General features: G+C 33.7%; 7 protein-coding genes. All 7 read left to right on the top strand.

Going from position 1 to position 16,907, the window contains the following annotated elements:
* Positions 1-45: 45 nt before the first annotated feature.
* The 7 genes from ACFQ1Q_RS03250 to ACFQ1Q_RS03220 all read left to right on the top strand — a co-directional run bounded on the left by ACFQ1Q_RS03250 (position 46) and on the right by ACFQ1Q_RS03220 (position 16,906).
* Complete coding sequence (locus ACFQ1Q_RS03250) at positions 46-1,704, top strand: solute:sodium symporter family transporter (protein WP_386127937.1); 1,659 nt, start codon at positions 46-48, stop codon at positions 1,702-1,704.
* Between the two features lie 302 nt (positions 1,705-2,006).
* A complete protein-coding gene (locus ACFQ1Q_RS03245) occupies positions 2,007-4,826 on the top strand; it encodes a helix-turn-helix and ligand-binding sensor domain-containing protein (RefSeq protein ID WP_386127935.1) in 2,820 nt (939 codons plus the stop codon).
* Positions 4,827-5,118: 292 nt separating this feature from the next.
* Entirely contained in the window at positions 5,119-8,295 is a 3,177-nt protein-coding gene (locus tag ACFQ1Q_RS03240; protein ID WP_386127933.1) for a glycosidase, read from the top strand.
* Positions 8,296-8,301: 6 nt separating this feature from the next.
* Positions 8,302-9,708, top strand: coding sequence for a glycosyl hydrolase family 16 (locus ACFQ1Q_RS03235; RefSeq protein WP_386127931.1), 1,407 nt, complete (start codon positions 8,302-8,304; stop codon positions 9,706-9,708).
* A gap of 33 nt (positions 9,709-9,741) precedes the next feature.
* A complete protein-coding gene (locus ACFQ1Q_RS03230) occupies positions 9,742-10,581 on the top strand; it encodes a glycoside hydrolase family 16 protein (protein ID WP_386127929.1) in 840 nt (279 codons plus the stop codon).
* Between the two features lie 27 nt (positions 10,582-10,608).
* Positions 10,609-13,365: a PKD domain-containing protein gene (locus tag ACFQ1Q_RS03225; RefSeq protein ID WP_386127927.1), complete on the top strand. Its 2,757-nt coding sequence runs from the start codon at positions 10,609-10,611 to the stop codon at positions 13,363-13,365.
* Positions 13,366-13,456: 91 nt separating this feature from the next.
* Positions 13,457-16,906 carry a hypothetical protein gene (locus ACFQ1Q_RS03220; RefSeq protein WP_386127925.1) on the top strand — a complete coding sequence of 1,150 codons (3,450 nt, stop codon included), beginning with the start codon at positions 13,457-13,459 and terminating at the stop codon, positions 16,904-16,906.
* Position 16,907: the final 1 nt, after the last annotated feature.

The raw sequence follows: 16,907 nt of genomic DNA, 5'->3' as shown, positions 1-16,907 counted from the left end.
GATTTTAGTTTTATCTCAACGATATAACTAGTATAACAAATTATTATGATTAGTTTACTTTCTTTTCTAGGGTTTACAGCACTTGTAGCCATCATATCTTATTACGCAACTAGAAAAACAGACGAAAACTCTTCCGATGGTTATTTTTTAGGTGGCAGAAGTTTAACGGCCGGAGTTATTGCGGGTTCTCTACTGCTTACTAATTTATCGACTGAGCAAATTGTTGGATTAAATGGTTCTGCGTTCTCCGAAGGAATTTTAGTAATGGCTTGGGAAACATTAGCCGCAATTGCAATGGTGGTAACTGCATTGTTTCTCTTACCAAAATATTTAAAAAGTGGACTAACAACCATACCACAGTTTTTAGAAAAGCGTTTCGATGCACAAACCAAAACATTAACGTCTGCACTTTTCCTTACAGGCTATGTGGTAGTGCTTTTGCCTACTATTTTATATTCAGGTTCGCTAGCCATTAGCGGTATGTTTAATGTTCCTCAACTTTTAGGAGTAAGTCAACAAACAGCCTTGTGGATTTGTGTTTGGGCGATTGGTATTATTGGCTCAATTTATGCTGTTTTTGGTGGTTTAAAAGCCGTTGCTGTGTCAGATACTATAAATGCAATAGGACTGCTGATTGGCGGCTTACTTATTCCTATTTTTGGGTTATTAATTATAGGCGATGGAAGTCTTGTTGATGGTATCGCTACGCTTCAAACGGATATTCCTGAAAAGTTTAATTCTATCGGAGGAAAAACAGCTTCAGTACCGTTTGTAACAATTTTTACAGGAATGATGCTCGTTCAGCTGTTTTACTGGGGAACAAATCAGCAAATAATACAACGTGCATTAGGTGCAAAAAATTTAGAAGAAGGTCAAAAAGGACTTCTACTAGGGTCTTTTATAAAAATATTAGGTCCACTAATAGTCGTTTTACCAGGTATCATAGCATACTACATGAGCCTTAACGGTATGTTAGACGTGCAAGCGCCAGATGCCGCTTATGGCGAACTGGTTAAAAAAGTATTACCCACCGAATTTATTGGCTTCTTTGCGGCTGTACTTTTTGGAGCAATTTTAAGCTCTTTTAACAGTGTGCTCAATAGTTCTGTTACATTATTTGGTGTAGATATCTATAAAGCTCATATAAACAAAACTGCAGATGAAAAGACGACCGTAAAATATGGTAAGCTCTTTGGAATCTTTTTAGCAATTGGTGCCATGTGTATTGCACCATTTTTATCAGATTTAGATAGCATTTTTCAATATCTCCAACGAATAAATGGGGTTTATAGCATACCCATTTTAACGATTATTTTTGTAGGGTTTGTTACGAAAAGAGTACCATCTGTAGCTGCGAAAATTGGCTTGGTATCTGGCTCTGTAATGTATATAATTAGTGAGTTTTTTATAAGACCAAATGTCGTTTCAAAAGCTTTGGAAAATGCTCAATTGCAGGGAATCAATTCAGCAGAAATTCTTAAAAACATTGAAGCTGATTCTTATCCTCATTTTTTGCACATCATGGCGATATTATTTGTCTTAAATACGCTTATAATGTTAATAATTGGTCGATTTTATCCAAATAAAGTGGCTTACGAGCAAGAATTTACGCATCAAGTGGATATTAGCCCTTGGAAACACGCAAAGTTATCAGGATTTATAATCGTATTAATTGTTTTAGGGGTTTATATTTATTTTTCTTAATGACACATCTTGAAAAATAAAGTTTTAATCAAATTTAAACTTTGGTTCGAGAATAAGTCCATGTTCTGTACTAAACCCTTGTTAATCTTTCGATTTTCAAGGGTTTTTTATTTTTAGATAAAATGATGTTTCACAAAATAAAATACTAATAAGCCTTAGATTTCTAATATTTAATATTTTCTAAGAAAAATAAATAATCTTTAATTTCTATATCACCTGTACATTAATGTATCATTATCTCTCAAAGCTCCTTTTTTAAGTGAGTTCTTCATTTTTTGTTACCTTAACAAAAAAAAGTGTTGATGAAATATTTTAAAAAAACTTTTATTCAATGTTCTCTCTTAGCAGTTCTTTTCTTATTTCTTGAAAGTAACGCTCAAGAGTTGCCTCCAATCCAATTGTATTCTCCTCAGGACTATCAGGCAGATGACCAAAATTGGTCTATTAGTCAAGACGAAAACGAAATTATTTACATAGCTAACAATAAAGGTCTGCTAGAATTTAATGGAGCCCGATGGACATTAAACAAATCACCTAACCAAAGTATTGTTAGGTCGGTAGCCGTAATTGATAGTTTAGTTTACACTGGTAGCTACATGGATTTTGGTTTTTGGAAAAGAGACACCTATGGAAACCTAAATTATATTTCATTAGTCAATAAATTGGAAGAGGAATTAGCTGAGGATGAAGAGTTTTGGAATATTATATCATACAATAAATTTGTACTGTTCCAATCTTTAGACAAAATTTATATATACAATACCGTTGACGAAACATTCAAAATAATTGAGTCTAAATCTGGTATTCATAAAGCTTTTAAAATTGAGAACTCTATTTATTTTCAAGATGTTGAAGCAGGTGTTTTTAAAATTGAAAATGGAAAGCCAATGTTATTTACAGCGGATGCTGCTATAAAAGATAAATTATTGATTAATATTTTTAAAAATGATGAAGAACTTCTTTTTCAAACCAAAGAAGATGGTTTCTATAGGTTTAAAAATAATAATTTTGAAAAATGGCAAATACCTTCAAATGATAAACTATCACAAATATCTGCTTATAATAGTATTCGTCTTAAAGATGGTAGTTTTATAATTGGCACAATATCAAGAGGTCTTTTACAACTAGATGCAAGTGGCACTTCTATTTTACAGATAAACAAAGGAAACGGATTGTCTAATAATACTGTTCTCAGCGCTTTTCAAGATATTTCTGGTAATTTATGGTTGGGGTTAGATAATGGCATCGCTATGTTAAACCTTAATTCGCCATATAAAATGTTTAGAGATACACAAGGTGTTTTAGGTACGGTTTATACATCAGAAAAAATCGAAGACGATTTGTATCTGGGTACAAATCAAGGCTTGTTTTCCAAAACAAATACCAACAATAAACAGTTTTTATTGATACCTAATACAAAAGGTCAAGTTTGGTCATTAAAAGAAATAGATGGCACTTTGTTTTGTAGTCATGATAAAGGAACCTTAATCGTTGATGACAACAAAGTGGTATCAGTTGTAAACAATGTTGGAACTTGGTTGGTAAAGCCAGCTTTAAATCGTAGTAATATTTTTTTAACTGGAAATTACGACGGGTTAAATGTTCTGCAAAAAGCTAAAGATGGAACTGTGTATTATAAGAATAAAATAAAAGGATTTAATATTTCATCACGTTACTTTGAGTTTATAAATCCAACACAAATTCTTGTTTCTCATGAATATAAAGGTGTTTTTTTGTTAACGTTGGATGATGCTTTAACTAAAGTTAATAGTTTTAAAAAATTAAATATTGAAAAAGGTATTGGTTCTAGCTTGGTGAAGTTTAACGACGATGTATACTATGCTTATGAAAAGGGAATTTTTAGATTTAATAAAAGCTTAAATCAATTTGAAGAAACTAAATTATTTTCTAATTATTTCAAAAAGTCAAACTACGTTTCAGGCAAATTTGTTTTTGATGAATCAAATAGCAGAGTTTGGAATTTTTTTAAAAATCAATTGACTTTTTTTGAATCTGGTAAACTAACTGAAGAGCCTGTTTTTAAGGTAATAGACTTGCCGAGTGCTGTAAGAAATAGTAAACCAGGATTTGAAAATATTTTATATTTATCTACAAATGAATATCTTTTAGGAGCTACAAATGGTTATGTAATTATAAATACTTCAAAAAATTTCGAAAAAGAATATTTCATTTCTATTGACAAAATATTATTTTCTCAAAAGCTTCAAAACTACAACCAAATCGATTTAAGTAAAGATTTAAAATTTGAGAATAAACAAAATAATTTTAGGTTTAATTATAGTATTTCTAATTTTTCAAAACTATCTCCAACACTTTATCAATATAGATTAAAAGGAATTTACGATTCTTGGAGCGACTGGTCGTCTGTTACAGAAGCTCATTTCGAAAATTTACCGCATGGAAATTACACTTTTGAGGTAAGAGCTAGAGTAGGCAACCAACTGTCTTTAAATACTGCATCTTATAGTTTTGAGATAGATAAACCTTGGTATTTACAACCACTAGCAATAATAAGTTATGTGTTTCTTTTTCTAATTCTTGCTACTACAATTCAATATTTCAATCGACTGTATTTTAAAAATCAACAAAAAAGAATCGTTAAAGCAAAAGAAAAAGAACTAGAAATTAATGAGTTAGAATCTCAAAAACAATTAATGGCTTTTAAAAATGAGACACTACAAAAAGATATCGAAAACAAAAATAGAGAGTTGGGATTATCTACAATGACACTAATTAGAAAAAACGAGTTTCTAAATTCTTTAAAAAAAGAATTAGCTACTGTAGAGGATAAAAATGATTTAAACAAGATAACTAAGATTATTGATAAGAATATAAATAATAATGAAGATTGGAAATTTTTTGAAGAAGCCTTTAATAATGCAGACAAAGATTTTTTAAAAAAAATAAAAAAGAAGCATCCATCACTAACTCCTAATGATTTAAAGTTATGTGCTTATCTTAGATTAAACCTATCTTCAAAAGAAATTGCTCCATTATTAAACATATCTCATAGGAGTGTTGAAGTAAAACGATATCGTTTGCGTAAAAAGATGGAATTACCTCATGAAGCCAGCTTAACAAATTATATTATTGAAATTTGAAACAACAACATTTTACTTTTTAAACTATACAATACCTATACAAGTCTTTTTTTTTAAGTTTTCAAACTTTATTTTCATAGCTGAAAGTTCCCAATTTATATGGTGTTAAATATTTTGTTTAGGTATTATTATAATTTAACAAACATTATTTGTATTGTATGTTTTTTATTGAGGTCTATTTTTGAGAACTTCTCAATAAATATCTATAATTTTACGAATATCGCAATAAGATTATAGTGCTTTTGCATTATTAACAATCAAATTTGTTGGTTCTTAAAATAAAACAATTCACATGAAGAAATTAGTTATTGGATATTTAGTAATTCTCCTAACCGCTTTTTTTAGTATCGGAGCGCAAACAGTCTCTGTTATAAATAACAATAACGGACAGTTATTAAAAGTCGATGGAAAAGATTTCATGATTAACGGAATGAATTGGGATTATGTTCCAATTGGTACCAATTATTCTTATAATTTCTGGGGACAGTCAGATTCTTTTATTAAAGCAGCTTTAGATACAGAAATGGGTTTGCTCCAAAATATGGGTGTCAATACGATTCGTGTTTATTCCGGTATGCAACCTAAATGGGTAAAATATATATATGAAAATTATGGTATTTATACAATGATTAATCATTCCTTTGGGCGATATGGATTAACTCTTAAGGGGTCATGGGTGCCAAATACAGAATACTCAGACGCTGATGTACAAGAATTATTAATGTCTGAAATTTCTGCTTTAGCTACTGAATTTAAAGGTACGCCTGGTTTGCTCATGATTATGTTAGGAAATGAAAATAATTATGGGCTTTCTTGGGGCGGAGCAGAAACAGAAGATATTCCCATAGCAGATAATCCAAGAATTCGCGAGCGTGCATCAGCTATGTATAAATTGATGAATAGAGCTGCGCTTAAGATTAAAGAAATTAATGGAGGATCATATCCTGTAGCTCTATGTAACGGAGATTTATTATACTTAGATTTGGTTGCTCAACATGCTCCAGATGCAGATATCTATGCAACCAATATGTATCGTGGTGTTTCATTTTCAGATGCGTTCACAAGAGTAAAAGCTGAATATAACAAACCAATAATGTTTTCAGAATTTGGGTCTGATGCTTTCAATGCATTAACAAACAAAGAAGACCAAAAAATGCAGGCTTATTATATGGTAAATAACTGGAAAGAGATTTATGCAAATGCCGCTGGTTTAGGTTTGGCAGAAAATTCAATAGGTGGATTTACTTTTCAATGGTCAGATGGCTGGTGGAAGCGAGGACAGACCAAAGATTTAGATATACACAATACAGAAGCTAGCTGGACTAGCGAAGGATATACTCTAGATACCCAAAATGGTTCAAAAAACATGAACGAAGAATGGTTTGGTATTACAGCAAAAGGAAGACCAAACGAAAGAGGACTGTATGATTTGTATCCAAGAGCAGCTTACTACGCTTTAAAGGAAGTACATCAATTAAACCCTTATGAAGAAGGTGTTAATCAAGAATTTATTCAAAATTATTTTAACAATATAAATCTTATGGATGCCGTTTTGCGTGCTCGTGGAGATAAAGCAGCTCTCGGCGGCGGTGATAGTGAAAAGTTAAGAATAAGTAGATTATCAGCTAATTTTTCCACTTTCAGTACAGGAGGTAGTTTAATAACAACTCCGGATAATCCAGACCCAAATAATAACGAGGTCTTTCCAAATCAACTTGGGTTCGATCATATGCAATCTTATTTTGTAGGGATTGAAGGAAATCCTGCTGCAAATATGCGTGCAAATGTTGAGTTTAACATAACCGGTAACGTAGCTCTAAATCCTATAGACGAAATATTTTATGAAAATAGAGCGAGACCAATAACGGTCCAAGGAGAAAATGGAGAAGATGTAATACTAAGAGATAATAATAGGTTACAGGTTTACAAAGCAGAATTTGAATGGAATACCGAAGACTTTGATATTCGTGGATTTTACAGAACTGGTCATTATCATTGGGCTTACGAAGGTGATTTTTTCAATTTTTATCCAGAAGCAAACTATGGGCCAAATCTAGATATCTATGGTGGTGAATTTTTAGGAGTAGAGTTTGATGGAAAAAAAGCCTTAGATGGTTTTAAAGCAGCAGTCGGACCACAGCTTTGGTGGGGATCAAATCCTACAATGTTATTTAAATATCAGAAAAATTATAAAGGTTTTGATATAGCCGGTATTTACCATAGAGATTTTGACACCAATTTAGAATTTGACGAAAATGGTCGTCGTGTATTGGATATCAATCAAACAAGAAGTGGAATTATTCCTCCTTATCCAACAGAACGTGCCTCTTTAGTTGTAGAAAAAGATTTTGGTAAATTTGGAGTAACTGTAGGTGGACTTTGGGCTGGAAGTCCTCTAAACGGAAGTACATTTCAAGATGTTAGAGGAGAATCAGGTAACTACATTGTATATCAAGACCGCGTGCAATCTAGCGATAATTGGGGCGGAAAAGTAAAAGTTACTTATCAAGGTGGAAAAATCAATTGGTACGGGCAAGCAGGTTATCAAGGTTTAGTCGCCAATGGTGGCGCGGACCAGACACAAACTTTTACTGGTTGGAGATTAAGAGATACTGGTAGTGGTAATCAATATAATTTCTTATCTGGTTTTACTTACAGTATGGGAGATTTTCAAATCGCTCCAAACTTTATGTATCAAAAACCTTTAGTAGCACCTATTCCAAATGATGTCGATGGCCCAGGAAGACTACGTAATGTCATCGATGACCCTTTTGCTGTTCGTTGGAATAGAGAAACAACTGCTGGAGAAATTCTATTAACATACGACCCAACACCAGGTACTTGGATGTACGAGTGGGATAATGATAGGTCTGAAGATGCAAAATTTGCGATGAATCTCGGTTTTGTTTATCGTCATCTCCCTACAAATATGGATGCCCATATTGGTTTTTTAGCTAATAGACAATTTTTTGCTTTTCCACAATCTGTACCAGCTCAAGATTTATGGGAATTTAATTCTCGCATGGTTTCTAAACTTTCACCAGAACTAGGAATAATTGGAAACTTCTACTATGGTAACGGTCAGGCTCAAGGTGATAGCCCACGAGTAATAAGAAGATTTGGTGGTGATGTCAGAGCACTATATAAAAACTACAGATTAGAAACTCATGTTAAGGTTAATGATTGGGGACCATTTGATTACCACAGAGATTTTAACCTTACTTTTCCTTTACAGTTAATGTTAGATGTGTCTACAACACTAGGCAAGCCAGATTGGTTTATTTTACCTAGCACCCGTATTGGACTCAGAGGAACATGGCGTTCATTAAATGAATTTTCACCTCGATACGCGCCAAACGCTATTGCACCAAATACTTTTCCGCCGGTTCCTACAGTAAGCTCAGCAGGTTTTGGTAATGGGACAGAATGGGAAATTAGAACTTACGTACATATTAATATTGGAAAATAAAGAAATATGAAAAAGAGCACTTATATATTATCAAGAATAACAAACGTAATAGTTATTGCGATGTTATTTACAGTCTCAAGTTGCGAAAGAGATTTATCAGAAGATGCAGTTTTTGCTACGTTTCCTAATGATGGAGATGTATTCATAGATGCATTCTCGGCAGGATTAGATTATTTTCCTTTTGTAGATGCTGGTGCAGATCCTCAAGCATTTACTGTTGAAACTGATGAGGTTTTTGAAGGCACTGCAGCTATGCGCTTTGATGTGCCAACATTTGGAAATGGTTTTGTAGGCGCAACATTCAACACAACAGCAAGACGAAATCTAACCACTTTTGACGCATTAACTTTTTATGCAAAAGCAACACAAGTTGCGTCAATTGATGCCATCGGTTTTGGGATAGATGGCGAAACTGCCAATAAATATATGACAACAGTTAATGGTTTAGAGCTGACCACTGCCTGGCAGAAATTTACCATTCCAATTCCTAATGCTTCAAAATTAGATAACGAAACCGGATTATTTTGGTTAGCAGAAGGTGCCTCATTTGCGGGTGATGAAGGTGGCTATACATTTTGGATTGATGAAGTAAAATTCGAAAATTTAGGTACAGTAGCTCAACCTCGCCCAGCAATTTTTGAAGGGCAAGATGTTGTGGAGCAGGCTTTTACAGGAGCGTCAGTTCAGATTACTGGTTTAACACAAACTTTTAATTTAGAAAACGGAGAAAATCAAACCGTTATGGCTGCACCAGCTTACTTCGATTTTATTTCATCTGATGTTGAGGTAGCACAAATTAGCGAAACTGGAGAAGTTACTGTAATATCAGACGGCTCTGCTTTTATAACAGCACAAATAAATGGTGTTTTAGCTGAAGGATCTTTAGAAATTACATCTAGTGGTGGTTTAACAGCAGCACCAACACCTACACAACCAGCAGCAATTGTTCAGTCTATTTTTAGTGATGCATACGTTGAAGCAACAACCAGTAATTTTACACCAGGTTTTGGAGGCTCTACTACAGTAACTACAATTACTACAGCTGGTGCCGGGAACGAAATCTTAAGCTATGCAAATAATAATTTTACCGGCATCACTTTCGACAGCACAATAGACGCTTCATCTCAATCATTTTTACACGTAGATGTTTATATACAAGAACCTACAGCGCAAATAGGTATTCAAATTAGAGATGTTGGAGCAAATCAAATGATTGAGACAGATGTCAACACAGGTTTTCCTATAGGTGATGACAAAGATTTTAGATTTAATATAACTGGACTAACTGTTGGTCAATGGACCTCTTTTGATATTCCTTTATCTGGTGATTTAGCAAACCAAAAAGACAATTTGGGCGCTTTAATTTTAACAGATGGTCCAAACTTTATACTCGATAATATTTATTTCTATTAGAATTAAATTAAATTAAAAAGAAAAGAAGATAGAATGAAAAAAGAAAAGAAATACAAAAACAAAATTTTGCTTACCTACATAGGTTTTGCACTATTTGTAACTCTGTTTACATTAGGTTGTAATAACGACGAAACACAAATTGTAGCAACATTCGATAATCTCGTTTTAGAAGATGATTTTGATGTCGATGGCGCTCCAGACCCAACTATATGGAATTATAATATAGGTACAGGAACAAATGGCTGGGGAAATAATGAATTACAATACTACACAGACAGGTCAGAGAATGTTACTGTTGAAAACGGTTTTTTATTAATCACTGCTCGTGAAGAGTCTTTTAATAATTCGCCATATACATCAGCAAGATTACTCACGCGCGGAAAATTTCAACAAAAATATGGTCGTTTCGAAGCCAGAATTAGATTGCCATATGGTCAAGGTATTTGGCCTGCATTTTGGTTGTTGGGAGACGACCGAGGCGGTCAAGATATTTGGCCTCAAATTGGCGAGATAGATGTTATGGAGTATCGAGGACAACAACCTACAATCGTGTTAGGAAGTGTTCATGGGCCAGGTTATTCCGCAGGTGAGTCTATAGGAAAAAGTTATACACTAGAGAATGATAGATTTGATACAGATTTTCACATTTTTGGCATAGAATGGGGTGAAAATTACATCAATTACTACGTTGATGACGTTTTATATCAGCAAATAACACCAGAAGATGTAACAGGAGAATGGGTTTTTAATGATAGAGAATTTTACATCATAATTAATCTTGCCGTTGGCGGAAATTTTGTTGGTAGTCCAAACGCCGAAACTGTATTTCCACAGACCATGTTGGTCGACTACATCCGAGTATACGAAGAATAAAAATTAACATCACAGAATAAAAGAACCATGAAAAAATTTCTTAACAAATTAAAATTCATTTCACTATTTGCACTAGTAATCACTTTTGTAGGCTGTGACGAAGACGATGTTGTATTACCACAATTAGAAGCTGGTTTTACACAAACTATTAATCAAGATACAGGTACAGTTACTTTTCTAAATACATCTGTAAATGCAACAGATTATCAGTGGGATTTTGGTGACGGAACAAGTTCTTCGCTAGTCAATCCAATAAAAACATATGTGTCTGGGACATACACAGTAACACTTACAGCAACAAATGTTGCTGGTGCTGAAGATGTTTTTGAAGATACGATTGTTATTAGTATTCCTGAAGTAATTGCATTTCCAATTTCTTTTGACAACCCATTAGTAGATTACAATGCAACTACATTTAACGGGGCGACTTTTCAAGTAGTTGAAAATCCGGATGCATCTGGTGCTAATCCAACCGTTTCTAATGTTGGAGAAATCACAAATAGTGGAGCATCTTTTGAAGGTTTGTTTTTTGAGTTGGGTCAACCACTTGATTTAACAACAGATAATTCTGTTAGAATTTTATTTTGGTCAACAACACCGGTTGATGTTTTAATGAAGCTTGAAGCAGGAACAGCTGGAGATGTTGAGATTCCTGCATCTCATGGAGGAACTGGCTGGGAAGAACTTTACTTTACATTTGGAGCTTCTGCAAGCTACAACCAAGTAACTCTTTTTGTTGATGGACCAGGAACAACTCCAGGCACATTTTACATAGATGATTTAACACAAATTAATGAAGCAGATATTCCATGTACTGATACAGATTTAGAATTCCCAATTGATTTTGATTGTGAAACTATAGAATATGCTACAAAAATTGTTGGAAATGTTTCATTTACAGTAGTAGATAATCCAGAACTTTCAGGAATAAATTCTGAGCCATCAAAAGTAGGTCAAATCACTAATGTTGGTGATAACTTTGAAAACGCATTTTTCAACTTAGACGTACCAATAGACTTTTCAACTGATTCTAGTGTAAAATTAAAGTTGTTTTCTAGTTCAGCATTACCGGTTTTATTAAAGTTTGAAGATGGTACAGAAGCTGATGTTGAAGATAATCAAATGCATATGGGTACTGGTTGGGAAGAGTTAACTTTTAACTTAAATTCAACAGGTTCATATAATGACATGGTACTTTTTGTGGCATTCAATCAAACAGATGCAGGAACATTTTATGTTGATGATTTTGAGCAAGTATCTGGCGGTACAACGACAACTTGTGATGCAGAAATGAGCGAGTCAACTGCTGCTTCAGATTTAAATATTACATTTCAAACTGATACACCTACAATTATTGAAGATAACACAGCATTCAGCTATATAGATAATCCTGATGTATCAGGAATGAATACCTCTTGTAGAGTAGGTCAAGTAACACGTTTTAACAATTCGCCTTTTGATAATATTCAAATAGACTTGGCAAACAAATTAGATTTTAATGCAAATGAAGGTATAAAAATTAAAGTATGGTCTCCAATAGCAAATACACCAATCTTACTAAAACTAGAAGAAATAGGTAACTCAAATAATGCTGTTGAAATTCAGCAAAACACAACAGCTGCTAATACTTGGGAAGAATTAACCTTCGATTTCACCCCAACGACTACACCGCAGTTTGATAAAATAGTGATATTCTTCAACTTTAATGTAGCAGATGGCAGCACATATTTCTTCGATGATTTAATGGTTTATGGTTCTGGCGGAGGCGGTGGACCAATGCCTTTTGATGATGGTCTATTGGATAATGGAGATTTTCAAGCTGTTGATGGAATGAATAACGTTACAGAATGGATTCAAGGTGTAGACGATACTAACCCTGCACCTACAGTAGTTGATGGTACAGATAGATACTATTCAATTGATATAACAACGGCAACACCAGGTTCTCCTTTTAATATCAACGTAAGTCAAAAACTTGAAATTGTTCAAGATGAAACATACACGTTATCTTTTGAGGCTTGGACAGATGCAACCACAATGTCTAGAGATATCATTGCAGGTATTGGATTAAGTGGCGGCACATTTGCAAATAACTCCGTACCAGTAACTATTGATGCTACTCCAACTAGATATACACTAACTTTACAAGCAAGCGGTTTTGGAGCACCAGACGCGCGTGTTCTTTTTGATTTAGCTGATGAAGTAGGTCAAGTAAATATTGATGATGTATCCTTGTTTGTTGCTGGTGGTGGTGGCGGAGGCGGAACTTGTCCAGCACCGCCTGCTGGTCAATTTATTGCTGATGGTGATTTTGAAGCTAATGCAGATTGTTGGTTGTATTTTGATAATGGTGGTACTGCTAGTTTATCGACAACAGTGAGTAACGGCGGAGGAAGCAATTCGGGTCAAATTACATCTGCATCTGGAGCAAATCCTGGTATAAAGCAAGAACGATTAGGTGTTGGAACTATTCAACCAAATACAGCTTACGTTGTAACTTTTGATATTAAAGCTGATGCAGCAAATCCTTTAGCTGACGGTGCAATATTAAATGCATTTACGTTCTCAGAACCAGCAGATGGCTCTCCTGATCCAGCAGTTCAGCACGTGCTTGTTCAAGGTGATGCAGCGGTTTCTACAAATTGGGAAACCAGAACTTACACATTTACAACAGCAGGAAATGTAGGAGGAGGATTGTCTTTCTTAGTAGAGTTGGTTTGTGGTGGTGCAGCTACTTGCGGTGGTACAATCAACATTGATAACGTATCAATAGTTGCACAATAAAAATTACAATAATAAATATAGAAATTAATGGTATGGCCTTACTTATTTTAAGGCCATACTAATATCTTAAATTAAATTTTATAACGCTTTAATGAGCAAAAGTATCTCGACATACCAGACAGGTTCTAATGAAGAAAAAAACCAAATTAATTTTAAAACAGTTAAAATTAATGGTGAATCTTATTTTAAAATAGAAAATAACGACCAAATGCGTCCTTTTTTTATGAGCATTGTTAGTGACTCTAATCACTGGATGTTTATATCAAGTAATGGTGGTTTAACTGCTGGAAGAAAAAATTCTGAATTTGCCTTATTTCCATATTATACAGACGATAAAATAACAGAGTCAGCCGAAATTACTGGTAGTAAGTCTATTTTTTGGGTAGACGGAAAATTGTGGGAACCGTTTTCTATTCGTCAGCAAGGCATTTATAATGTGTCAAGAAATTTATACAAAAATACCTATGGAAATAAAATCATTTTTGAAGAAGTAAATCATGATTTAAAACTGACTTTCAGATATGCTTATAACTCTAGCAATTTATTTGGTTTTGTGAAAAAATCACACTTGATTAACTATAGCGAATCAACAAAAACCATTAAAATTCTTGACGGACTTCAAAATATTTTACCTTATGGCGTACCTACAGATACACAAACTACTGTAAGTAATTTAGTGGATGCTTACAAGCGAAGTCAACTAGAAAAAGATTACGGATTAGGTATTTATGCTTTAAGCGCCATAATAGTTGACAAGGCTGAGCCTAGTGAAGCTTTAAAAGCTAACGTAGTTTGGTCGAAAGGAATAAAAGAGCCAAAATATTTAGTTTCATCACTGCAACTAGATACTTTTAGAGCATCTGGAAATGTTTCAGAAGAAACAGATGTAAAAGCGGAAAAGGGTGCATATTTCGTCAATGCTGAAATAAATTTAGATTCATCGGAAAAAAAGGAATGGTATTTTGTTGCAAACGTAAACTTAGACCACGCCGATATGTTGAGTCTGATGCATAAAATTTCAGACCACTCTATTGAAGCTGCCATAAACGATGACATTAATCTTGGGACAGAGCGTTTAATTAAAAGAACGGCAGCTGCAGATGGTATTCAATTAACAAACGACAAACCTCGTTCAACTCGTCATTTTGCCAATACCTTATTTAATATAATGCGCGGTGGAATTTTTGATGATAATTATAAGATTGAGCGTTGGGATTTTATAAATTATATTTCTAAAGCGAATAAAAAGGTTTATGCTCAACACAAAAAACAATTAGAAGCTTTACCTGAGTCATTTAACGTATTTGATTTAAGAAAAATAGCTTATGATAACAATGATAAAAACTTCTGTAGACTGTGTTTAGAATACATGCCTCTTAAATTTAGTAGGAGACACGGAGACCCAAGCCGACCTTGGAATAAATTTTCAATTAATACTCGAAGTGAAATAGATGGCTCTAAAATACTAGACTATGAAGGTAATTGGCGTGACATTTTTCAGAATTGGGAAGCGTTAGCGCACGCATTTCCAGAGTTTGTGGAAAGTATGATTCATAAATTTTTAAATGCCACTACTTTTGATGGTTACAATCCTTATCGTGTGACCAAAGATGGTTTCGATTGGGAAACTATTGAACCAGACGACCCTTGGTCTTATATTGGATATTGGGGTGACCATCAAATTATTTATTTACTCAAGTTTTTAGAATTTATTGAACAGCACAAGCCAAGAAAATTAAATAGTTTTTTTAGCAAGGATTTATTCGTTTACGCAAATGTACCATATAAAATAAAGTCCTATAAAGATATTGTACAAAATCCAAAAGACACAATAGTTTTTGATGAAGATGCAGATCATAAAATACGTACAAAAAGAGAACAATTAGGAGCTGATGGTGCTTTATTAGAAGATAGAAATTCAACTATCTATAAAGTCAATTTTATTGAAAAAATACTGGCAACTGTTTTAGCTAAAGTGTCAAACTTTGTGCCCGAGGCAGGTATTTGGTTAAACACACAAAGGCCAGAATGGAACGATGCAAACAATGCTTTAGTTGGTAATGGAGTTTCAATGGTAACTTTAAATTATCTAAGACGTTTTCTCAGATTCACCAATCAAATTATAAAAGATTCAAATGAAAATTCTTTTAATGTCTCTGAAGAGTTAAAGCACTTTTTCGATGGTGTTTATTCAACCTTAGATAATCATAAAAATTTGCTTTCAGGAGCAATTTCAAATTCAGACCGTAAAGTAATTATGGACGGTCTCGGTATTGCTGGTAGTATCTACAGGACTACGATTTATGAAAATTCTTTTACTGGTGAAAAGTCAAATCTATCAAAATTAGAATTACTAAAATTTATTGAGACCACGCTTCAGTATTTAGAACATACCATTGAAGCCAATATAAGAGAAGATAAGATGCATCACGCATACAATCTTATAACCATTGATAATGATGAAGTAGAAATTGGCTATTTAGATGAAATGCTAGAAGGTCAGGTTGCTGCTTTAAGCTCAGGCTATTTGTCAGCCGAAGAATCGGTAGCGGTTTTAGATAGTATGAAAAATAGCAAACTTTTTAGAGAAGACCAATACAGCTATTTGTTATACCCTAACAAAGATTTACCGCGTTTTATGGAAAAGAATAACATTCCGAAAGCGGCTGTTGAATCTTCAAAATTATTGCAAAAACTAGTTTCGGATGGAAACCGACAAATTATTGTCAAGGCCATCGATGGTAGTTTTCACTTTAATGGAAATTTTAACAATTCCAACAGACTAGAACAAGCATTAGATTATCTGGATGAAAAATATCAGGCTTTGTTAAAAGAAGATAAGGAACATATTTTAGATACTTACGAAGCCGTTTTTAACCATAAAGCATTTACAGGTCGTTCGGGTACTTTTTACGGTTATGAAGGTTTAGGTTCAATCTATTGGCATATGGTTTCTAAGTTGCAATTGGCGGTTCAAGAAACGTGCTTAGAGGCGATAAATAGTAGTGCTTCAAACAAAGTTATCGGCAGACTATTAGAACATTATTACGAAATTAACGAAGGCATTGGTGCACATAAATCTCCCGAATTGTATGGGGCATTTCCAACTGACCCATATTCGCACACGCCAGCAGGTAAAGGCGCTCAACAACCAGGAATGACTGGTCAAGTAAAAGAAGATATTCTGTCTAGAATTGGTGAGTTAGGAGTGTTTACACAGAAAGGTCAATTGACTTTTTACCCGAGCATGCTAAGAAAAGAAGAATTCTTAAAATCTGAAGAAAAGTTCGATTACATTACAGTTAATGATGAGCAAAAATCTATTCAGCTTAAAGGGGATTCAGTAGCATTTACATATTGCCAGGTTCCAATAGTTTATGTAATTTCTGATGAAAATGCAATCACTGTTCATAAATCAGATAGCTCTTCAACTGAGCAAAAAGGATTACAATTAGATAAGGCTACTAGCGATTCAATTTTTAAGAGAGAAGCAAAAATTGAAAAACTAGAAGTACACATAAAGCCTTCAATATTAAAATAAA

The organism is Winogradskyella litorisediminis (assembly GCF_042675765.1).
GTDB lineage: Bacteria > Bacteroidota > Bacteroidia > Flavobacteriales > Flavobacteriaceae > Winogradskyella > Winogradskyella litorisediminis.
The sequence above is the reverse complement of the archived record's forward strand: the minus strand, read 5'-3'. Positions and strand labels throughout refer to the sequence as shown.

Coding starts and splice junctions, on each gene's coding strand:
- ACFQ1Q_RS03250 (WP_386127937.1), top strand. CDS start 46: ATGATTAGTTTACTTTCTTTTCTAGGGTTTACAGCACTTGTAGCCATC.
- ACFQ1Q_RS03245 (WP_386127935.1), top strand. CDS start 2,007: ATGAAATATTTTAAAAAAACTTTTATTCAATGTTCTCTCTTAGCAGTT.
- ACFQ1Q_RS03240 (WP_386127933.1), top strand. CDS start 5,119: ATGAAGAAATTAGTTATTGGATATTTAGTAATTCTCCTAACCGCTTTT.
- ACFQ1Q_RS03235 (WP_386127931.1), top strand. CDS start 8,302: ATGAAAAAGAGCACTTATATATTATCAAGAATAACAAACGTAATAGTT.
- ACFQ1Q_RS03230 (WP_386127929.1), top strand. CDS start 9,742: ATGAAAAAAGAAAAGAAATACAAAAACAAAATTTTGCTTACCTACATA.
- ACFQ1Q_RS03225 (WP_386127927.1), top strand. CDS start 10,609: ATGAAAAAATTTCTTAACAAATTAAAATTCATTTCACTATTTGCACTA.
- ACFQ1Q_RS03220 (WP_386127925.1), top strand. CDS start 13,457: ATGAGCAAAAGTATCTCGACATACCAGACAGGTTCTAATGAAGAAAAA.